The 20,436-nt window shown below is 43.2% G+C and carries 15 protein-coding genes; 5 read left to right on the top strand and 10 right to left on the bottom strand.

All coding sequences use genetic code 11. From position 1 onward, the window contains the following. Positions 1-64: 64 nt before the first annotated feature. Together ACSBL2_RS11095 and ACSBL2_RS11090 are read right to left on the bottom strand one after the other, a co-directional pair. Positions 65-1,480, bottom strand: coding sequence for an aminotransferase-like domain-containing protein (locus ACSBL2_RS11095; RefSeq protein WP_442591762.1), 1,416 nt, complete (start codon positions 1,478-1,480; stop codon positions 65-67). A 33-nt stretch (positions 1,481-1,513) separates the two neighbouring features. Beyond that, the gene (locus tag ACSBL2_RS11090) at positions 1,514-1,942 is read right to left on the bottom strand and encodes a hypothetical protein (protein WP_442591761.1); all 429 of its coding nucleotides are present in this window, start codon (positions 1,940-1,942) and stop codon (positions 1,514-1,516) included. Between the two features lie 520 nt (positions 1,943-2,462). Here ACSBL2_RS11090 and ACSBL2_RS11085 point away from each other — a divergent pair. After that, positions 2,463-4,556 carry a beta-galactosidase gene (locus ACSBL2_RS11085; RefSeq protein WP_442591760.1) on the top strand — a complete coding sequence of 698 codons (2,094 nt, stop codon included), beginning with the start codon at positions 2,463-2,465 and terminating at the stop codon, positions 4,554-4,556. A gap of 117 nt (positions 4,557-4,673) precedes the next feature. Here ACSBL2_RS11085 and ybaK read toward each other — a convergent pair whose 3' ends face one another. From ybaK to ACSBL2_RS11055, 6 genes are all read right to left on the bottom strand, one after another. Beyond that, positions 4,674-5,144: a Cys-tRNA(Pro) deacylase gene (gene ybaK, locus ACSBL2_RS11080; protein ID WP_442591759.1), complete on the bottom strand. Its 471-nt coding sequence runs from the start codon at positions 5,142-5,144 to the stop codon at positions 4,674-4,676. Between the two features lie 144 nt (positions 5,145-5,288). Continuing rightward, a complete protein-coding gene (locus ACSBL2_RS11075) occupies positions 5,289-5,705 on the bottom strand; it encodes a RidA family protein (protein WP_442591758.1) in 417 nt (138 codons plus the stop codon). Positions 5,706-5,844: 139 nt separating this feature from the next. Continuing rightward, the gene (locus ACSBL2_RS11070) at positions 5,845-7,488 is read right to left on the bottom strand and encodes an alpha-L-rhamnosidase-related protein (RefSeq protein WP_442591757.1); all 1,644 of its coding nucleotides are present in this window, start codon (positions 7,486-7,488) and stop codon (positions 5,845-5,847) included. Positions 7,489-7,520: 32 nt separating this feature from the next. Next, positions 7,521-9,137 (bottom strand): glycoside hydrolase family 5 protein, encoded by a 1,617-nt coding sequence (locus ACSBL2_RS11065; RefSeq protein WP_442591756.1) that lies wholly within the window; start codon positions 9,135-9,137, stop codon positions 7,521-7,523. Between the two features lie 87 nt (positions 9,138-9,224). After that, complete coding sequence (locus ACSBL2_RS11060) at positions 9,225-10,730, bottom strand: RagB/SusD family nutrient uptake outer membrane protein (RefSeq protein WP_442591755.1); 1,506 nt, start codon at positions 10,728-10,730, stop codon at positions 9,225-9,227. Positions 10,731-10,834: 104 nt separating this feature from the next. Then, on the bottom strand, positions 10,835-13,873 hold the full coding sequence (locus ACSBL2_RS11055) for a SusC/RagA family TonB-linked outer membrane protein (RefSeq protein ID WP_442591754.1): 3,039 nt from the start codon (positions 13,871-13,873) through the stop codon (positions 10,835-10,837). A gap of 331 nt (positions 13,874-14,204) precedes the next feature. On the opposite strand from ACSBL2_RS11055, the gene ACSBL2_RS11050 reads away from it, so the two are divergent. Then, positions 14,205-15,230, top strand: a complete 1,026-nt coding sequence (locus ACSBL2_RS11050) for a GntR family transcriptional regulator (protein WP_442591753.1) — start codon at positions 14,205-14,207, stop codon at positions 15,228-15,230. A 21-nt stretch (positions 15,231-15,251) separates the two neighbouring features. On the opposite strand, the gene ACSBL2_RS11045 is transcribed toward ACSBL2_RS11050, so the two are convergent. Next, the gene (locus ACSBL2_RS11045; RefSeq protein ID WP_442591752.1) at positions 15,252-16,028 is read right to left on the bottom strand and encodes an NUDIX hydrolase; all 777 of its coding nucleotides are present in this window, start codon (positions 16,026-16,028) and stop codon (positions 15,252-15,254) included. Between the two features lie 105 nt (positions 16,029-16,133). Here ACSBL2_RS11045 and ACSBL2_RS11040 point away from each other — a divergent pair, with 105 nt between their 5' ends. Continuing rightward, on the top strand, positions 16,134-17,459 hold the full coding sequence (locus ACSBL2_RS11040; RefSeq protein ID WP_442591751.1) for an MFS transporter: 1,326 nt from the start codon (positions 16,134-16,136) through the stop codon (positions 17,457-17,459). 87 nt (positions 17,460-17,546) lie between these two features. After that, entirely contained in the window at positions 17,547-18,233 is a 687-nt protein-coding gene (gene rpiA, locus ACSBL2_RS11035) for a ribose 5-phosphate isomerase A (RefSeq protein ID WP_442591750.1), read from the top strand. A 10-nt stretch (positions 18,234-18,243) separates the two neighbouring features. Here the strand turns inward: rpiA and ACSBL2_RS11030 are convergent, their stop codons facing one another. Continuing rightward, positions 18,244-19,125: an AraC family transcriptional regulator gene (locus tag ACSBL2_RS11030; RefSeq protein ID WP_442591749.1), complete on the bottom strand. Its 882-nt coding sequence runs from the start codon at positions 19,123-19,125 to the stop codon at positions 18,244-18,246. 118 nt (positions 19,126-19,243) lie between these two features. On the opposite strand from ACSBL2_RS11030, the gene ACSBL2_RS11025 reads away from it, so the two are divergent. Then, positions 19,244-20,419, top strand: a complete 1,176-nt coding sequence (locus ACSBL2_RS11025; protein ID WP_442591748.1) for an MFS transporter — start codon at positions 19,244-19,246, stop codon at positions 20,417-20,419. Positions 20,420-20,436: the final 17 nt, after the last annotated feature.

Raw genomic sequence — 20,436 nt, 5'->3', positions numbered from 1 at the left:
ATTGCGACGACCTATTTCAGAAACCCAATTACAGACAGGAAAATTAAAGATGTAAGCATTCGGCTTACAAAGCACTTTTTACAATATTTCCTAAACGTTTCAGGTCAAATTCGAGTTGATCATCCCACTTCAAGCCAAAGCTGATCCGCATGCAGTTGTTATACTGGTCATGCTGCGTAAACATCCGGCCGGGTGCAAAACTGATCTTATGCCTGATCGCTATATCGTACAATGCTGCAGTATCGATACTTTTATCCAGTTCCAGCCATAGAAATAATCCGCCCTGAGGCTGTGAGACTTTTGTATTTTCAGGAAAATAGGTTTCAATTGCCCGCTGAAACTGCAGACAATTGGTATACAGGGTTCGCCTGAAATTCCGCAGATGGTGGTCATATCTGCCATTTTCCATGAAATCGGCTATCACTTCCTGAAACAAGGGCGGTGTGGAAAGGGTTTGTAACAGTTTCTGTCTGATGATCTTTTCTTTGAACTTTCCAGGTGCCACCCAACCTACACGATAACCTGGGGCTAGTGTTTTGGAGACTGATCCGCACCACATCACGATCCCGGCTTCATCAAATGCCTTACAGGGTTTTGGCCTTGAGGTACCGAAATATAGATTGCCATACAGGTCATCTTCAATCAGGGGAATATCACGTTCAGTAAGCATCCTGACCAATTCCTTTTTATTTTCATCAGGCATCAGGCTTCCCAGTGGATTATTGAAATTACTGATAAAGCAGCAGGCTTTGATCTTGTGTAACACGCTTTTTAAAGCACATAAATCTACCCCAGTAATGGGATGTGTAGGCAATTCTATAATTTTCAATCCCATGGAATAGGCGATTTGGTACATCCCAAAATACACCGGGCTTTCAATGGCAATGGTATCGCCCCACTGGGTCACAGCCATCAGGCAGTTAAAAATAGCATTCATCGCCCCGGAAGTAGTCACAATATCATCTTCTGTGAGTTTCCCTTCAAGTACCAGTGACCATTTGGCGATATTCCTTCTCAGATTCTGGTTGCCCTGTACGGGTTCGTAACTTGTCCCGCTATCTTCCGCCATACGAAGTGCTTTGATCACACCTTTATTCAGCTTAGCGATAGGCAACAGGCTTTTATCCGGAACACCCAAAGAGAATTGGGTAATACTTTTATCTGTTAAGGTATCGAAAACCTTAGAAATCAAGTCCTCCGGCTCTTTCTCCATATCAGTTCCCCCTGGCCTGCTCATCGAAGGAATGGCCAACTTCCTTTCCGAAGTATTGCTCACAAAATAACCCGATTTCGGTCTCGCCTCGATCATGGATTTACTTTCCAGTTCCAGGAATGCCTGCTTTACAGTGTTTATACTTACACTATAAATCTTCTGTACCGAACGGATAGAAGGCAATTTATCGCCGGTTTTCAGTGTTTTCGAGGTTATCTGCCCCTGAATAATATTCGCAATTTTATGGTATAGGATTTCACGGGCCATCTGTGGTGGTGTTATCAGTTAGAGTAAAGGTAATTAATTGCAGGAGTTTAACCAGCTGATCAGTTGCTGGATAGCATTCCTCAGTTTAACGGCTTTAGCAGCGGCTGTCTCTCCATTGTTTTCATACTGGGAATCAAGAATCTTTTTAGCTTTCCTTTCCAGGCCTGCCCTGATTTCCTGTTCATTCCTGTCTCCGGCAAAACAGCAAGCGAGCTCAGTTGATCCATTTCCATTCAAATAGATATAGGCATATCCGATAATGCGTTCATCAGACCAGGCGACACTGAGGGGAAGACCAAAAGCTTCAGTGAGCTGTGGCATTAGTATTTTAGGTAACTTTGCCCCCGGAGTACATTTCATTTGTTTCTCCTGATAAATATGGAGAATCGACCTAAAATCAGGCAGATACAGGTTTCTATATACTACAGTGTTATTCTCATTTATTACTTCTTCTCTCATCATGACTTCATTCTTGTCTTGTAAAATTAGGTATCAAACTCCATTGGATACAGACACAGAATAAGGTATTTTTTAGGATACAGAGTAAAGGATTTTATATTTTACGAACAAGCTGTTACAAGACAGAGTAAACGGAGAGACACAGTGCCCTTGTAGTGTTGTAGGTGGACTGTTCGGAGAGTTGTCTGTTCCTATAAAAACGATACACTGGTCGGAGAGTGTTGAGGGAGCAGTGAGGATAAATGCAGGTCTATTGGACGTTTAGTCCAGGTTTAGTGCAGGTTTTTGATAGAAATACCTGCACTAAACCTGGACTAAGTCTGCTGTAAATATGCATTTATCCTCACTAGTGTATCTTCTTACCCTAAGCTTCCCCTTACTTCTCCACGAATCCACTCCTTAGCCCAAGCCTTTACGAACGAACCTGGATAAGACAATGCACAAACGCTTCCCCTTCACCCTATTCTTTCAAGAAGAATTTCTTATCTTGCTGTCTCAATTACTAACCTCATATATTCCTTTCATGAACTCCTTAAGACTTAGAAAAAGAAATTTACTGATTTTTATAAGCGTCATTTCAACACTTATTACGAATTCCCCACCTGCTACTGCTCAGACCATCAATAACAAGTTGTTATTTGGAGTGGCTTATTATGACGAATACATGCCGTATGAACGGCTTGACAAGGATGTAAAAATGATGAAAGAGACAGGTATCAACGTGGTGCGAATAGCTGAATCGACCTGGAGCACCATGGAGCCACAGGAAGGGGTATACGACTTCAGTCATATTGACCGCGTACTGAATGCCATGCACAAAGCGGGGATCAGCGTAATTATTGGTACCCCAACCTATGCTGTTCCCACCTGGCTGGTAAAAAAACATCTCGATGTGCTGGCCATCACCCCAAGGGGACAGAATCAATACGGTCCACGTCAGAACATGGACATTACCAATGTCTATTACCTTAAACATGCAGAATTAGGCATCCGGAAAATGCTGGAACACATTAAAGACCATCCGGCTATCATTGGTTACCAGATTGACAATGAAACCAAACCTTATGGCACCAGTGGCCCTAATGTGCAGGCACAATTTGTAGCCTACATGAAAAAACGTTATCCCTCACTGGATAGTCTGAACAAAATCTTCGGACTGGATTACTGGAGCAACAGGATTAATAGCTGGGAAGATTTCCCTTCGGTAAATGGTAGCATCAATGCCAGTCTTACTGCAGAATTTGGTAAATTCCAGCGTTCTCTCGTAACCAATTTCCTTGGCTGGCAGGCAAAGATTGTGCGCGAGTACAAGAAACCCAATCAGTTTATAACGCAAAACTTCGACTTCGACTGGAAAGGTTATTCCTATGGTATTCAGACCGAAGTGGATCATTTTGATGCCGCTAAGGTCCTTGATATTGCAGGAGTTGACATCTACCATCCTTCACAAAATAAACTGACTGGCGCAGAAATCTCTTTTGGGGGAGATGTGACAAGGTCAATGAAAGGCGGCAAAAATTACCTGGTGATGGAAACTGAAGCCCAGGGGTTCGCAGAATGGGTACCCTATCCACAACAATTAAGATTACAGGCATTCAGCCATATCGCCTCAGGTGCCAATATGGTTTCCTACTGGCACTGGCATTCTATTCACAATTCTGCTGAAACCTATTGGAAAGGATTACTGAGCCATGATTTTGAACCTAACCATACCTACCTGGAGGCACAGACCATTGGTGCCGACTTTAAAAAAATTGGTTCCCATCTGGTGAACCTGAAAAAGAAGAATGAAGTCGCGATATTGTTCAGTAATGAAGCATTAACGGCATACAATTCCTTTGGCCCGGATAACTATAACAGCATTCTGAGGCCTATGTACGATGTGCTGTACACGATGAATGTGGGCACAGATTTTATTGATCCGGGCAGTAAAAACATGGAGGATTATAAGCTGATTATTGTTCCTGCGTTATACGCTGCTCCCGACAGCCTGCTTCAGCGCCTGAACCGGTTTGTGAAAAATGGCGGACATATCTTGTATACATTTAAAAGTGGATTTGCCGATGAGCACAATAAGGTGCGGACATCTCGCCAGCCAGGCATCATTACTGAAGCCTGTGGTATCCAATACAGTGAATTTACAAAACCTGACCATATTGGCCTGAAAGATGATCCTTTCCATGTGGGTTCCAACCAGAATTATATCGAAAAATGGATGGAGTTGATTACCCCAACAACAGCTAAGGTATTAGCCCGTTATGACCACCCGGAATGGGGCACCTACGCCGCAGTGACACAAAATAATTACGGTAAAGGGGTGGCTACTTATATCGGCTGTGGTATCAATACGGCTACATCAGAAAAGATTCTGGAAAATGTGATCAAAACTGCCGGACTCTGGGGAACAGATCAGGAACTAAAATTCCCTTTAATTGTGAAATCTGGTTTGAATGATCAGGGAAAGAAGATTCATTATTATTTCAACTATTCAAATGCGGAAAAAACACTTGAATATCCTTACAAAAAAGGAAAAGCATTGTTGAGCAATGCTACCGTAACAGCGAAAAGTCAGTTGTCTTTACCAGCCTGGGGATTTACAATCATTGAAGAGCTGTAAAGTATCATTTGTTTTTGAACATCAGGGAAGTGGATTTTAGCCTCTTCCCTGATGTTGATTTTAATCCACTAAAATAATGCGATCACAAATGTCAGATGACCAGACTACGGAACAGGACTAAACCAAATCAAAGAATTGGGTATTCAAGACGCTTGCAAGATCATTGGGATCAATAATGATCTGAATACCTTTTTTACCGGCACTGATGATAATGGATTCCTCCAAATTCGCCAGTTCCTCAATATAAGTGGGAAATTGCTTTTTCATTCCGATAGGAGAACACCCGCCCCGGATATAGCCCGTAACTGATTGCAAGTCTTTCATCGGCATCATTTCGCAATTTTTATTGCCAGATGCCTTGGCAATTTTCTTTAGATCAAGATTGGCATTACCAGGAATCACCGCCACCAGATAAGGGTCTTTCTGGCCTTTCAGTACCAATGTTTTGTAAAGCCGTTCCGGAGCAATGCCAATGGCTTCAGCTACATCTTCCGCACTTTGGTGCTCTTCCTCTACTTCGTATGTCCGTAGTTCATAGGAAATATTCAGACTGTCTAATATCCTTGCTGCATTGGTTTTAGGGATCATTTTTCTGCATTGAAATTATGGAATTCATAAATAAAATAACCTATTCATTGTAATTCCCGAAATGACAAATTTATCAATCTTCTCCTAAACTCCATATTCCGGGAAAGATTGTCTTGTCACAGGAAAGCCCTAAACTATCTGAGCTCAGGATAATTTAGCAGCAATTACATCAATTTCGAATAACATGCCGGGTAAGGCCAGCTGATTGACAGGAATGAGTGTGCTAGTGGGAAAAGATGACCCTTCCCAGAATTTTTGAGCTTCTTCTCCCCAGATTTTCAGTTTATCCTGATCGTGGCCAACAATAAGCAAAGTGATTTTTACAATGTTGTGCACAGATAAGGAATGGCTTTCCAATATTATCCTTAAGTTATTTAAGGCGCCTTGCACCTGTTCCCTGAAGTCAGCAGACAAGACATGTCCTTCACCTATCCCACCACTCTGTCCGGCAATGAAACAAAGATCGAATGGTGATTTTAAGGCAATACTATGGGAAAAACCATAAGGAGTGGGATCAAATAGTCCGGCTGGATTAACGAAATTCAATTGTTTATTTTTCATACGCTGTTTTTTCTGAGGATGTCTTTAAAAAATATGGTCAAAATTGCCAGATAAAAAGCAGAAAAACATTTACATATGTTGAAGTTTATGCATGGCAAAAATAAAATTCACCATGCATAGTCCCTTAATAACGAGATCGCTATTGCTGAAAAATAGCAGGATATTTCCGGATAAAATAGACCGGTGTACAACTCCAGGCATGGCAATAACTGTTAATCGGGAAAAACTTATAGGGAGAAAGATACTCATCGGCAGGGTCATACACTTCCCAAAAGGTATCCGCCCCTTTCTTCACCATTCCTCCCCAGTATTCTTCCAGCGTAACACGTGCCTCTTTCGCCATCCCGGCATCAATCAGCGATTGAATGAAATAATGGTATAAATAAGGTCCTCCCGGATATACCGCTTTTTTATCTGCCATTGTATTCCGTAATGCTTTCTGTGCGGAAGGCTTATCCAGTACCCCACCAAGAACCATCCAGATCTGTGATGCATAAGAAACCTGTTTATCAGAACCACTGAAAAAATTACCGGATTTCGCATCATAAAGATACTTTTTAGCAGCTTTTTTCATTTTGGAAACCAAAGCAGGAATGTAAGCGACCTGGCCTTCTTTACCCAATTGCTTAGCCAGTTCATAGGTCTGGTTCAGGGCAAAAATGGATACCCCCTGTAAGGCAGCCTGTTTATGTAAACCTTCCTTCCAGTCGAAAAATAACCACCATTCTTTGTTGGCCCTTTCGAAATCCATCATGCCATCCTTCATCAGGTAAGTATCGATGATCTTTAATTGTTTTTGCGCAACTGGCCATAAATCATTCCCGGTTTCCTTGTCGCCCGTTGCCTTCACATATTCCTGCAATGAAGCATTGAACAGGAAAGCATAATCCATCAGGAACTGTTTGGCCTGAGGATGAGGTTCCGGTGCTTCGAACACCGTACCAAACAGATAGCCATTCGGAGCGCTTAATCCGGCAAGCAGGTAAAGGCATCTTTTGGTCAGCGCATGATTTTTAAAGGAATACATGTTCGCCAGGGATTCAAGATACAAATCACCCAACCACAGCCGCTTGTCGCGTTTCGGGCCATCCTCATAAACAGTTTGCATACATTCCTTCAAGGTATGTATGCCCACCTTGTCAATCTCCCGGATGATCGGAGGAACACTTTCAGGTAACAATTCGGGAGTAGTAGATACAGAGGAAACTGCCTTGCAGGTAGCTTCAGTAATCGTAAAATCATAATACTGGGAACTGCCCAATAGCTCTATTTTCACATACCGGAAGGCTAATCTTCTGGCAATCTTAATTTCTGAGGGAACATCCATCACAGTAATAATCTCATCCTGCAACCATGCCCTGCTCAGGTCTCCGTTGTAAGGATCAAAAGGCGTGGCAACTTCTGAAGGAACTTCGCCAAAGGTTAACTTGAAACGCAATGGGGCATCAGGAGTCCTGATCAGCGTATCCACTTTGAAACTGAAAAATCCGGTCATATGCTCACCAAAATCCAGCACGACCGATTTTTGCTTACTGAAGCTTGCTCCGTAAAGCTGAACAGCGGCCGCTACAGGTTTTACCTTCCAGCCCTGAAAAGCCTGCGGATCTTTCTCCAGCAGGACCATGTTTATTGGGTGTTTAATCGTTTCGGTTAAACTGGGTTTTAAGGCTTCGGCTTTACTGAGCCAAAGCTCGCGGCTGGAGCTATACACATCCTGGGAGAAAAGGTCGGCGCTATGAAACATGAGTCCTCCCAGGAGCAAAACTTTGAAAAATCTATTCATCTGATTATATTTTATAAAGTGAAAATATTAGGTTAAGGTGTTATGGTGACCGGAACTGCGGGTTCGCGGGTCATTTCTTTTACGGTATTGATCAGTTCGGCATTCACTTTGAAATTGGGCGTTGTAAACTTTAACCATTTGCCCTTGATTTCCTCTGCACTGTCAAAGCTCATATCCGGCACTGCATTCTCGTTGACATGGTAAAAGCCCCAGCTGGCAGGCTGCGATACCCTGTTTTTATAGGTCCAGTTAGACCAGGAAGCATTAATTGCATTTAATCCCTGCATCCATTGTTTCCAGATATCAAGATATTGCCAGAAGTTATACTCTCCTGCGTACACAGGAACATTCCAATCTTTCTGATGAGAAGCCATGTCCTGGAGTGCAAATTTCATGAAGCCCTCCTGGCTGTCTTTATTATCGATATCGGTGTTGTAATAATGCGCCTGGTACAGTACATTTTCCCATTTGTTTGCACCCGGGGAACCCAGGAAATCAAAATTGTAGAAAGCACCCATAGCAATGATATGGTCCGCATCAACTGCCCTCACTGCATGATACAACTGATCGTACAATTTCTTTGTAGGGTATGCTTTGTTATTGCTGACTGGCTCATTCATTAAATCATAAGCTGCAACAGTAGGATTGCCTTTATATCTTTTGGCAATGGCCACCCAGATTTTTTCAGTCCATGATCTCCATTTCGGATCATTCCAGATTTCATTGGTAAATGCCTGTCCGCTGGTGATGTAACCATCCAATCCTCCGGGAGCACCATGTAAATCAATAATCACATACATCCCTCTTTTCCTGCATTCCGATATGACCCAATCCATCTGACGGAAAGCCCCTTTTTTAATTGCCCCGGCATTATCCATCAGTTCCATCCAATAAACGGGCACACGAACCATGTTCATTCCCATTTGCCGAATGTTGTCCAAGTCAGCAGTAGTGATCCACAATTGTTGGTAAACATCAAACAGTTCATCTGTTTTCCTCGCACCAAACCTGCTGATCATCGAATTCCGCACTGAAAAATCATCATCCATATAGGTGTATAATTCTGCTATAGCATCTATTTTCTGTCCCTCTTCTTTATTCTTCAGGACGATATAACGCCTTGCCTTTGCATCCAGAACAAATTTCGTCTGTCCGTTCAGGTATTCAGATTTCTTGACGGTGTCCCATTTGAGTTTATCTTCAGAGACCAATAATCTGTCAGATGAATGGTCCGCTGTGGCTGAAGAAATGACCAGTTCATCAAAAACAGTAGGCATCCCCAGATCGATTTCAATGATTTCCGCTTCTTTCAATACTGTCCCTGTCGACCTGAGATCACCATCCACCAGGGCGATACCGCGTTGCCTACTGCCGGAATTCGTGACGTCAACCTTCCAGTTCCTTCTTTCAGTGATGGCCTTTCCCAGCGGACCAATCCAGGCCTCCATGCTCAACCAGCTGCCCAGGTTGGTACCCCTTAGATTCAGCACCTGACCTTTACCGGCACGGTCACGGATCACCTGCCCGCTAGTCTTCAAAAATGTTACCGGTAAACTTTGTGCCTCCACTGGTTTCGCCACCTGAGCCCAGCCTGAAAAATCAGTGGTGATAAAAAACAGCAGACATACCATCGTTTCTCTTTTTCGCATCGTATCTTTTTAAAAATTACAGAGACCATTTGTGCAATGCTCTCCTTCATATGAATAATAAATTAACAGGTAGTCCATTTAAACAGTTTAGTATCCAGGATTTTGGGTAAGAATTGGGTTCAGCCGTATTTCCCTGTTCGGGATTGGAAAAATTAACCGGGTGGCTGTCACCTTATAGGCATCTGCCGTAGGCGTAACGCCTGCCGGATAGTAATACGCCTGAGGATTCGCTTTAAGCTTTGCCCCTTGCGCATTCATCACCTGAATGGCAGTTCCGGTACGGACCAAATCCAGCCACCTTTTATTCTCAAAAGCCAGTTCAATCTGTCTCTCCAGCATAATTGCAGTTCTTAAACCTATCTGATCCGTTACCGTTAATGCTTCGAGACCCGTTCTTGGGTGCGCATGTACCTGGTTCAGGTAGCCCAGTGCTACTCCTGTTTTGCCCTGTTCGTTGTTCGCCTCTGCCAGCATCAGCAATACTTCTGCATAGCGGTAAACAGGAAAATTATCATTCGTATTTGGTGCAACGGTAGCACCATGAACATATTTTTTGACATAGGGCCGGTTGGTATAGCCCTCACCAGTATAAAATCCTATAGATGCCGTTTTTCTTTTATCATTCGTCTGGTAAAGGGCGATCAGATCTGGTGTAGGCGTATTCCATCCCGCATAGGCATTTGTATTTCCATTCGGAAAACCCGTGATCACTCCTGGATTATTGAGGATGGGCAGGAAGTTATAGGCAAAATTACTGGCTACCCCTGCAGTAGGGTCGTCATAATACTGAATTTCAAATATAGACTCTGCATGGTTCTTATTATTGGGTTCATAAATTGCCGCATAATCTGCAAGTAAGGAATATCCCTGAACTTTTAATAAGGCAGTCTCAGCTGCTTCCCATTGTTTCAGCACAAGCTGAACATTCCCCAATAAAGTATAGGCAGCTCCCTTAGCCACATATCCTTTCGTCGCATCAGATGGCTCAGGAAGTAAAGACCCGGCGAGCGTAGCATCAGCGATGATCTGTTTGTAAATATCATCCTTACCTGATTTTGGTGCATTGGTTTCTTCATAACTGGTCGGCGGAATTAACACCAGGGGAACATCTCCGAAATACTGGACCAGATCAAAATAAGCAAAGGCCCTCAGGAACAAGGCCTGTCCTTTATAATTATTCTTTTTCACTTCATCAAAAGTGGCATTGTCAATAGTTTTCAGTACCTGATTGGCACGGCCGATGATAATATAATCATTGTTATATTTATTCTGAATTGCCCCTCCGTTGGAATCATCAATAAACAGGTCTACATACTCCCGGTCGGCATAACCACGGTTGCTGCTGTTAAAACTGAAACAGGTATTATCGGACCGCATTTCTCCCATAGTCCATGCCCCGTAATCGGCAAGTCCGGCACCATACAAAGTCCTTAATGGATTATAGAGGCCAATATTTGCCTGTTGAAAGTCTGATTCTGTCTTATAAAAAGCTTCAGCAGAAACTACAGTCTCCGGCAGCTGGGTGAGAAAATCTTTTTTACATGAGCTCAGCGCAAGTACTGCTGTTATATATATTGATATTTTTGCTTTCATTGTTTTTGTTGTTAATGGTCAGGTGAAGCCTGTGATTACATCCTACTGCTCTTGGCTCCACAAATTGGATCATCCTTGCCTGGCTGATCAGTAAATGGAGCAGATCAGAGGTTCAGGTTTAAGCCCAGGGAGAAGGTCCTTGGAACCGGGTAGGTGGTATAATCACTGCCTGAAAATAAACCTCCGGCTGCAGATACCTCAGGGTTATTGCCCGGATATTTGGTAAAGACAAATACCTGCTGGCAGCTGGCATACAAACGGAGTCCTTTGATATAGTTATTTGTTCTGATAGGCAACTGTGCCCCAAGGGTGATGTTCTTGATGGTCAGGTAACTTGCATCGTAAACAAATTTGGAGCTGCTCCAATCCCTTTCCTGACCGGTAGTTCCTGCTTTAACCTTACCATAAATCCCCTCTCCGGGACTGTCTTCCGAGCGCCAGCGGTTCGCCAGGCCTTTCAGTACGTTGAACGATCCGTCAAGATTTGTGGTAAAACGTTCGCTGACATTGATGATTTTACTGCCATAGGCTCCTGATGCGACGATACTGAGATCAAATATTTTATAGGTGAAACTGTTGGTAAAACCGAAAATAAACTTCGGAGAGGCATTGCCGATCACCGTTTTATCCCTGTCATCATTCGTTACTATACCATCCCCGTTTACATCCCTGAATTTTACCATCCCTACCTCTGCACCGATGTATTTCGGAGAAGCATCAAAATCTGCCTGATTTTTATACAATCCTTCCCATACCAAACCATACAGCTGTCCTAAAGGCTGTCCTACCTGGGTAATGGTATTGTCACCATAAATAGCAGCATTGGAAGTACCCAGTGCCAGGGCTTTATTTTTATTGAAAGAAATATTAAAGTCTGAATTCCAGCCCAGTTTCCCCTGCAGGTTCTGTGTACTTAAGGTAAACTCATGTCCCCAGAAAGCCAGTTTCCCGACATTCGTTGCAAAATTGAAGAAACCGGAAGAAATGGGAATATCTACGGTATACAATAGGCTTTCCGTTGTTTTATGGTAGTAGTCATAGCCAAATTTAATACGGTTATTGATAAAATTAAGGTCGAAACCCAAGTCGAGTTCTTTCGTATTTTCCCATCCCAGGCCCACATTGTTCAGTCCCGCGATACTTTTACCACTAAGGAATACATCATTCACCGGATTATTCGTAGGCACTACACTTGCATATTGGGTATAATTACCCACATTATTGTTCCCGATCACCCCATAACTCGCACGGAATTTCAAAAAGGAAATGGCTTTTAAATGCTGCATAAAACTTTCATCAGAGGCAATCCATCCTGCAGAAACAGAAGGAAAATTCCCCCAGCGTTTATCCACTCCGAATTTTGAGGAGCCATCACGACGGATAGCTGCAGAGAACAGGTATTTGCCTTTGAAGCTGTAATTCAAACGTCCCACATAAGATAATAAGGTCCAATCCTGGATATCTGTGGAGCCCGTAATGGTTTTTGCCGCATTCAAGGTCTTGATGTTGTTGTCCGGAAATCCGGTACCATTCAGGGAGCCCGATTCTGAATGGGCACTTTGGGAAGTATATCCTGCTAAAACATCGAAATTATGGTTTCCTACAGCATGTTTGTAAGCCAGTGTATTTTCCCATAACCAGGAATAGGCCCAGCTGTTGCCATGAGAAGCACTGATCCTCGAGGCGTCCGCTTCATTGGGTGCATTAAATACATTTCCTGCAGTAGAGGGATAGAAAAAATCAGTAACCGTATTGCCCATATCAATATTGATGCTGGACTTGTATACTAAATTTTTGACCAGCTCAGCTTCCACAAAAGCATTTGAAATTAATCCTGCCGACTTCGAGGTATTTTTAACGACCTGCACCTGATTGTACCAGTTTGGCCCGTCTGCAGTACCATAACCATTCGTTGTCAAAGGGATGCTGCCATCCGCATTTTTATAGGGTGCCAGCGGCGAAGTCATTAAAGCAGACTGAACAATACTTGGTGAATTATACCATATCCCGTCACTTTGCGGGGTATGATTTGTTGTCACCGTAGGCGCAGCATTAAACCCTATCCTGATTTTATCATTAAACTGATAATCTGTATTGAAACGCAGGGAATACCGGTTATAATCTGAGTTGAGCAGGATACCTTCCTGTCTGAAAAAACCGGCAACAACTGCAGTACTGAATTTATCTTTGCTGCTGTTATAAGAGACCGAATAATTCTGGATGGGTGCAGTACGTGTTACCGCATCCAGCCAATTGGTTCCTTCTCCATATTGCTCAGGATGCTGAAATAGCTCCGGTACCGCCTGGTTGTTCTCCAGGGCAACCTCTTTTTTGAACTGTGCAAATTCCCTGGCATTCATCAGGTTGGGCATACCCCTGCCGGGAACCGACTGCACACCATAATACGAACTCACACTGATATTCGACTGGCCGGATTTACCTCGTTTGGTGGTCACAATCACGACCCCATTAGCCGCTCTCGACCCATACAGGGAAGTAGAGGAAGCATCTTTCAGTACACTGATACTTTCAATTTCATCGGGATTGATATTGGCGATATTGCCAGTAATAGGAAAACCATCGACAACATATAAAGGATCATTTCCTGCTGAGATGGAGGCCTGGCCACGAACCCGTACCGACATTCCCTGTCCCGGAATACCGGTGGTCTGGTTAATCTGTACACCGGCAAGTTTACCCTGAAGCTTTTGTGTAACCTGTGCCGTGGGTAAATCCTGCAATTCTTTTTGATTAATGGTCTGAACAGCTCCGGTCACCGCTCTCCTGCTTTGGGTACCATAGGCAACAATGACCACATCATCCAGATTTTTAGCTGAGGGTATAAGATTCACATTGACCACAGATCTTCCGCCGGCAGCAATTTCCTGTGAAGTGTAACCAATATAACTAAAAATCAATGTTCCATCAGAAGGAACAGCAATGGTATACACCCCTTTTTCATTGGTCATGGCCCGTAAAGTCGTCCCTTTGACACCGACAGTTACACCAATCAGGGGCTGATTGGTTTCGTCCTTCACACTGCCGGAAACTTTAATTTGTGCAAATGCTCCCTTAGAGGAGAGCAGGAATAACAGGAGCCACAACAGCTGATACCCCTTCATACTCAGGTAAAATCTTTTCATACTTGGTTAATTTTTGGGCGAAGCCCCGGTTCATATTTGGTACAATGAGTAATAATAACTCAATGATGAATCAAAACTAATACATGATGGATAGTTAACTGTCCCCTACTTACCCCTTTGGCGAACAAATCAGCCAGTCATTATTTAGTAAACAGTTAAAACCTGAATATCAATGCTTTAAAAAAACAAAAACACAGCTATTTCAATGTTTTTATCGGAAATTAAATCCTGAGAATGATCGCTTTTTTGTTTGAAAATAGGAAAAATAGAAATACATTGCGTCATAATAACTCAAAGACTTTAAAGTTTTATTCTCATCAAGCCAAATATTATGAGAAACTTCCTCAAGATACTATCGATCAATAAGGAATCCTGTGTGCCCCTTTACCACCAGATTTTTGCGTCTATTAAACAGGGAATTGAGGATGGCATGATCAGTCAGGGCGATGTGATGCCCTCTATCAATGACTTGTGTGTGGCGCTTGATATATCAAAGAATACCAGCGAAAAAGCATATAGTGTATTAAAAGAGAAAGGCTTTTTAGGCAGTATACCTGGAAAAGGGTATTACATCAAAACACCCTATACCCATCCGAGGAAGAAGATCCTGCTGCTTTTTAACAAGATCAGTACGCACAAGAAGATCATTTATGATGCTTTTATTTCCAGGATAAGAAACTTTGCAACGGTCGACCTTTGTGTGTATAACAATGACCTGCAAGAGCTTCAGGAACTGATTACAGAGAAACTGCAATCTTACCATACTTTTGTGATTATTCCCCCTGTTGTGAAAAATGACGAGCCCATTTATGAGATTCTTAAGTCCATTGCCCCGGAACAGCTGTATATCCTCGACCGGTACCTGCAATACCAGGGTTTGTATAAAGGAGCAGTGTACCAGGATTTTGAAAAGGATATTTACCAGGCCCTTGACGCGATGCTGGAGCGGATAAAAAAATATGAACGCTTAAAGATCGTATTTCCGGACAGCAGTGCGCATGCGGCCGAAATACTCCATGGTTTCAGGAAATTCTGTAAAAAAAATATGTTGCCTTATGGCACCATTAAAGATGTTAGAAAAGAGGAAATCATGGCCGGAACCTTATACATCAGTTTAATGGAAGAGGAACTGGTGATCCTGATCGATAAAATCCAGGAATCAGGTTTACAGACGGGTGTAAATGTGGGGCTGATTTCTTATAATGAGACCCCGCTCAAAAGGATGGTCCTGAATGGTCTGACGACCATCTCCACAGATTTCCAGCAGATGGGTGAACTGATGGCCGACCTGATTCTGCAGGACAGTGCAAAGCACCTGCCAGTCCCTTTCCATATCATTTGCCGGAATTCAGTATAAAGCTCTTCAAAGGAACCAGGATCAGATTCCGCCAGTTAATCCTTCTTTTAAAGCCTGGTTATATTTTTCCAGATCGAAAGAATAAAGAAAGGGTGCTTTGTGACGAACACCACTTTTCTTTTCATCCTGATGGGTCAGGAATTTATAGGTAAGCATTTTCCGGTTAAAATTACCCCTGTCCAGCTTTTTGTCAAGTAGCGTTTCATACAAATGCTGCAGCTCTGAAAGGGTAAATTTTGCCGGTAGCAAGTTATAGCCAATAGGTTTATATTTTAGCTGGAGGCGCAGGACTTCCATGGCACGACTGAGGATGGCGTTATGGTCAAGTGCCAGCTGACCGACCTTATCGAGCTCCCACCACTCACAGTAATCGGATAAGATATTGGGTTTGGGAACTACCTTTGAAAATTCCACTAACGCGTAAAATCCTACTGTCAGGAATCGTTTCGTCAGCCAGTTATCCGGCGGCAATTCTATCCCAATACTTTTAAATTCCACATCGTTACGGAAATGTTTTTTTGTCCGTTGCGGATCACTGAAAATATGGAACTGCTCAAGGAAGGTGTTTTCCAATCCTGTCCGCTCATACAATGTGCGGTAAGCCGCCTCTTCCAGGGTTTCATTCAACAGCACAAATCCTCCAGGCAGGGCCCATTCCTTTTTTTGCCTGGGTTTCAGCAACAGTACCTTCAGCTGATTGTCATGGAAACCAAGGACCACACAATCGACCGATAAATGAGGAAGGTAATTTTTATGCCCTTTTTCTACAATTGCTTTCCAATCTTCCTGTTTTTTCATTGCCGCAATAAATGATAATTAAAATCCTACCTTTATCTATTGAGTCAAAAGTACTCTTTTATTTTTTAAACCGGAACAATCCAAAATATCAGCGCTCTATTCTAAATGTATCGGAATTCATTCATATGGCGGCAGCGGTTAGGCTATGGCATTGCCGACCTGGGATGTAACCTGGTCTGGCAAATGCTGACGATTTACCAGATGTATTTTTATACCGATATCATGAAGCTTCCTGCGGTGAGTATTGGCCTCATCTTCCTGGTCACCCGGCTGATTGATGGTGCAGGCGATCTGCTGATGGGCTTTATTATTGACAATACAAAAAGCCGCTGGGGAAAATCACGTCCTTACTTCCTCTGGGGTGCTTTACCTTTTGCCCTTTTTTCTGCTGCTGCTTTCTATGTACCCCAATTATCGGTACAATGGAAAATTAGTTATGCTTTTGTCACCTATCTTGGGCTGTCACTGACATACACGGTGGTGAATATGCCACTCACATCCATCTTGCCCAATTTAACGGCAGATTTAAATGAACGTACCAATCTGGCGACTTCAAGAATCCTGTTTTCATTTATTGGTGCAACGGTAGTTGGAACAGCCACCTTGCCTTTAGTGAATTACCTGGGTGGTACAGACCTTCAGACAGGCTATTTTTTAACGATGCTTGGCTATGGAGCGGTAGCTGCAATTTTTCTCTGTATCACTTTTTCAATGGTAAAAGAAACCGTCCGCAGCAATAAGGTCTCTTTTTCAGTCAGAATTTCTTTCCGTTCATTATTGTCTAACCGACCCTGGCAATTGTTTGCCCTGAACATCATTTTTATGTGGGGAGCCTATTTTCTGCAACAGGGAGGTTTACTGTATTATTATACGTACTGTGCAAAGGCAAATACAGAGATGATCGCCACCATCACCACGTTGTCGGCAATCCTGCCAGCTCTGGGGACTTTTTCCACTCCTTTTTTAGCCCGGTTCATGTCAAAGAAAAACATGTTTCTTTTGTCAAGCGTTGTCCATCTCCTCGGGATATTTATGCTTATTTTCTCAGCGGAACAGTTTAATCTCCTAATTGCCGGCACCATCATTTCTGCTTTGGGTTTTGGTCTGCGTCATACCGCATATTTCTCTATGCAGGCAGATCCGGTGGATTATGGAGAATCGAAAACAGGAATTAATGTCGGGGGACTGATTGCCGCCATCAACCAGTTCATCGGAAAAATTGCCATGGCGGTATCTGGAGTCGTGGCAGTATACATTTTGTCGAAAGGAGGATACCATGGTGGTCAACCCCAAACTGAAAGCTCGTTAAAGGCTATAAAAATGATTTATTTATATCTTCCGGTTATTTTGGTGTGTATTTCAATGGCCATTATGTGCTTTTATCAGCTGGAGCCGCTTTCACCTAAAGATGAAAATCCTGCGAATGCTTAGGGAGCATTTGTAAAATCTTGGAAAGACCCGCCGTATTTCGACTAAAGTAGGTATTTTAGCCAAAGATCAATTAAAGCCGGAGACATCATGACCGATTACAAGCGAGCCGCAGCGCTAGCTGCCTTCCAATTTTTAAAACCAGGACAAACTATAGGACTTGGCGCTGGAACTACCGTGTCAAATCTGATCGCTTTAATTGGTGCTGATTCAGCACTTTGCGCATCTCTAAACTTTACTTCCTCTTCCTTTAAAACTACGGAAATTTTAAGATCACAGGGCTTGAAATTACTACATCCTTCCTCCTTAAGCCATTTAGACATTTATTTTGATGGCTGCGACCAATTTGACACAGCACTGAATGCATTGAAAAGTGGCGGAGGCATCCACACGACCGAAAAGATTCTGGCTTCAATGGCCGATGAGTTTATTCTGATGGGTGATGAATCCAAACTCTGCCCTGTACTGGACGGAACTTACCCCTTAACACTGGAAATTCTTCCTCAGGCCCAGTCAGTGGTCATGCATAAACTAGCGAATAATTATCCTGATGCCACCATTAAATTGCGGATGAGTACCCAAAAGGATGGTGCACTGATTTCTGATAACGGTAATTTACTTGCTGATATTTATTTCAATCGTGTACTGGTTCCTGAACTGGTAAATCATCAGGTAAAAATGATTCCGGGAATTGTAGACCACTCCTTGTTTTATCGACTGGCGACAAAAGCCCTTGTTGCCGGAGAGCTGGGAACCAGAACAATTTATCCTATTTAAAGCCAATCCATCATTCGGTCATTTCCTGGCTGTTACTTCTCCATCCTGCTGGACTTACCCCTTTCATTTTCTTAAAACAGCGGTTGAAATAGGGCATATCCATGAAACCACACTGCCAGGCAATGGCACTGATTTTATATGCTGGATAGTTCCTAAGCAGGTTACAGGCCATTTGAATGCGGTACTCATTGAGATAGGTGGTAAAAGATTTTCCAATTTCCCGCTTGAAGAAGGCGCAGAAAGCAGTCTCGGTCATTTTTACTTCACCAGCAACCCCGGCAAGAGTAATCTTTTCCTTGTAGTTTTCAATCACATACTTGAAGATCACCTGCAGGCGCTCCATGTGTTTCGTGATCTTGCTAAAAGTACGGTCAGAAATGCCTACTGGTGTATACTCTTTGTCCACCGCAATGATCAGCAAAATCTCGATTAGGGAGAGCAGGCGTCTGTTGGGCTGCTGTTCCGTCATGGCTTTCATGATTACTTTGACCTTTTCAGCACTTTCCCCTTCAAGCTTCAGGCTTTGCTGTCTGGAAAGGAGGTAACGTGCGAAAAGTTCCCATTCCCCAAAAAAAGAAACTCCCTTCTCCAGTACAGAAGGAAGGAATTGCACAAAAAGACACTCCCGGTTACCATCCGGAGGACAGCTTTCCGGATCATAGATCCAACAATGCGGTACATTCGCCGGAAAAAAAAGCACTTCTCCTTCAAAAAAGGGCTCCAGGAAATCTCCAACCATACGGTAACCCGATCCCCTGTGGATATAAGTCACTTCCAATTCAGGGTGGAAATGCAGAGGGATCTCCTTTTTATAATCACGAACCGACCATTCGTAACGGAATGAAGCACCAATATCCTGAGAGATTTGTTCATATTTTACTTTTGGAGACATAATATAAGCTATAGATCGGAAAACGAATAAAATTAGACAATAAATGAGCAATACAGGACAGTTTCTTTCACAAGATTGTCTATTTATTTGCAGCCGAAATTATATTGACCTTTTACGAATGAGAAAAAGCTTATTTGCCTTGTCCATGGGTGCCTTTTGTTTAGGCCTTGCCGAATTTATCATGATGAGTATTTTACCTGATGTTGCCCATAAACTGGATATCTCTATTGCCCAGGCTGGCAATCTGATAGCCGCCTATGCCCTTGGGGTTTGTATCGGTGCGCCGCTGATTGTGATCGTCACCAGGAATTATCCTCTTCGCCGGATTCTCGTTTTACTGATGGTTATTTTTTCTGTTGGCAGTTGCCTAACCGCCATTGCTCCAAATTATTGGCTTGCCCTCTGTGCACGCTTCATCACCGGCTTTCCGCATGGAGCCTTCTTTGGTGTCAGCGTGATTGTTGCCAACCGACTGGCAAAAGATGGTAAAGTCAATGCTGCCATTGCAAGTGTGATGATGGGAATGACAGTTGCCAATCTTTTGGGGGTTCCTCTTGGAAATCTGCTGGGACACTATGTATCCTGGCGTTTAATATTTCTGTTTACCGCCGTTTGCGGGGTACTGACCATCCTGGCTATTCTTCGCTGGATTCCTGTGCTTCAGCCACAGCCCAAAAGCAATATTAAAGGGCAGTTTTCCTTTTTATCGAAAAAAGAGCCCTGGTTACTGATGGGCGTCACAGGACTCGGAAATGCAGGGATTTTTGCCTGGTATAGCTACGTCAGCCCTTTTATGACACAGGTTGCAGGATTGAATGTCGATGTGATTCCATTTCTAATGGTATTATCGGGCGGCAGTATGTGTCTGGGAAATTATTTAGGCGGGCGTTTCTCTGACCGTTATGCGCCTGGTATGGTGGCCATGATGATCCAGTTTATCATGGTACTGGCACTGGTGACCATCTTCTTTTTTGGCAAATATGACCAGCTCTCTATCTTTATGATGTGTATCATTGCAGGTTGCCTGTTTGGTGTTTCAGCTCCGCAGCAACAATTGTTCCTGGTACATTCTGAAGGCGGGGCGATGATGGGTGGTGCCATGGCTCAGCTGGCATTTAACTTAGGAAATGCACTGGGTGCCTTTGGTGGTGGAGTTGCAATTTCAGGAGGTTCGGGCGTAAGTTATACCGCATTGGTGGGTGCGGTTTTCGTGTCATTGAGCATCATTATTTTTATAGCGTTTAACCGTTCCAATCCTGAAAAGGCTGAGGTTCCAGTAGCTTCATTCCCATAATGGGAGTGAAATCTCCA

Origin of the sequence: Pedobacter sp. AW31-3R, assembly GCF_052180285.1 — a bacterium.
Lineage (GTDB): Bacteria > Bacteroidota > Bacteroidia > Sphingobacteriales > Sphingobacteriaceae > Pedobacter.
Note: the sequence above shows the minus strand (reverse complement) of the source record. Positions and strands in the feature narration are given on the sequence as shown.

What these genes read in the sequence shown, in the direction of transcription:
- ybaK (WP_442591759.1), bottom strand. Translation starts at nt 5,144, where the DNA reads ATGATCCCTAAAACCAATGCAGCAAGGATATTAGACAGTCTGAATATT.
- ACSBL2_RS11095 (WP_442591762.1), bottom strand. Translation starts at nt 1,480, where the DNA reads ATGGCCCGTGAAATCCTATACCATAAAATTGCGAATATTATTCAGGGG.
- ACSBL2_RS11030 (WP_442591749.1), bottom strand. Translation starts at nt 19,125, where the DNA reads ATGTCTCCAAAAGTAAAATATGAACAAATCTCTCAGGATATTGGTGCT.
- ACSBL2_RS11045 (WP_442591752.1), bottom strand. Translation starts at nt 16,028, where the DNA reads ATGAAAAAACAGGAAGATTGGAAAGCAATTGTAGAAAAAGGGCATAAA.
- ACSBL2_RS11085 (WP_442591760.1), top strand. Translation starts at nt 2,463, where the DNA reads ATGAACTCCTTAAGACTTAGAAAAAGAAATTTACTGATTTTTATAAGC.
- ACSBL2_RS11025 (WP_442591748.1), top strand. Translation starts at nt 19,244, where the DNA reads ATGAGAAAAAGCTTATTTGCCTTGTCCATGGGTGCCTTTTGTTTAGGC.
- ACSBL2_RS11070 (WP_442591757.1), bottom strand. Translation starts at nt 7,488, where the DNA reads ATGAATAGATTTTTCAAAGTTTTGCTCCTGGGAGGACTCATGTTTCAT.
- ACSBL2_RS11065 (WP_442591756.1), bottom strand. Translation starts at nt 9,137, where the DNA reads ATGCGAAAAAGAGAAACGATGGTATGTCTGCTGTTTTTTATCACCACT.
- rpiA (WP_442591750.1), top strand. Translation starts at nt 17,547, where the DNA reads ATGACCGATTACAAGCGAGCCGCAGCGCTAGCTGCCTTCCAATTTTTA.
- ACSBL2_RS11040 (WP_442591751.1), top strand. Translation starts at nt 16,134, where the DNA reads ATGTATCGGAATTCATTCATATGGCGGCAGCGGTTAGGCTATGGCATT.
- ACSBL2_RS11055 (WP_442591754.1), bottom strand. Translation starts at nt 13,873, where the DNA reads ATGAAAAGATTTTACCTGAGTATGAAGGGGTATCAGCTGTTGTGGCTC.
- ACSBL2_RS11050 (WP_442591753.1), top strand. Translation starts at nt 14,205, where the DNA reads ATGAGAAACTTCCTCAAGATACTATCGATCAATAAGGAATCCTGTGTG.
- ACSBL2_RS11075 (WP_442591758.1), bottom strand. Translation starts at nt 5,705, where the DNA reads ATGAAAAATAAACAATTGAATTTCGTTAATCCAGCCGGACTATTTGAT.
- ACSBL2_RS11060 (WP_442591755.1), bottom strand. Translation starts at nt 10,730, where the DNA reads ATGAAAGCAAAAATATCAATATATATAACAGCAGTACTTGCGCTGAGC.
- ACSBL2_RS11090 (WP_442591761.1), bottom strand. Translation starts at nt 1,942, where the DNA reads ATGATGAGAGAAGAAGTAATAAATGAGAATAACACTGTAGTATATAGA.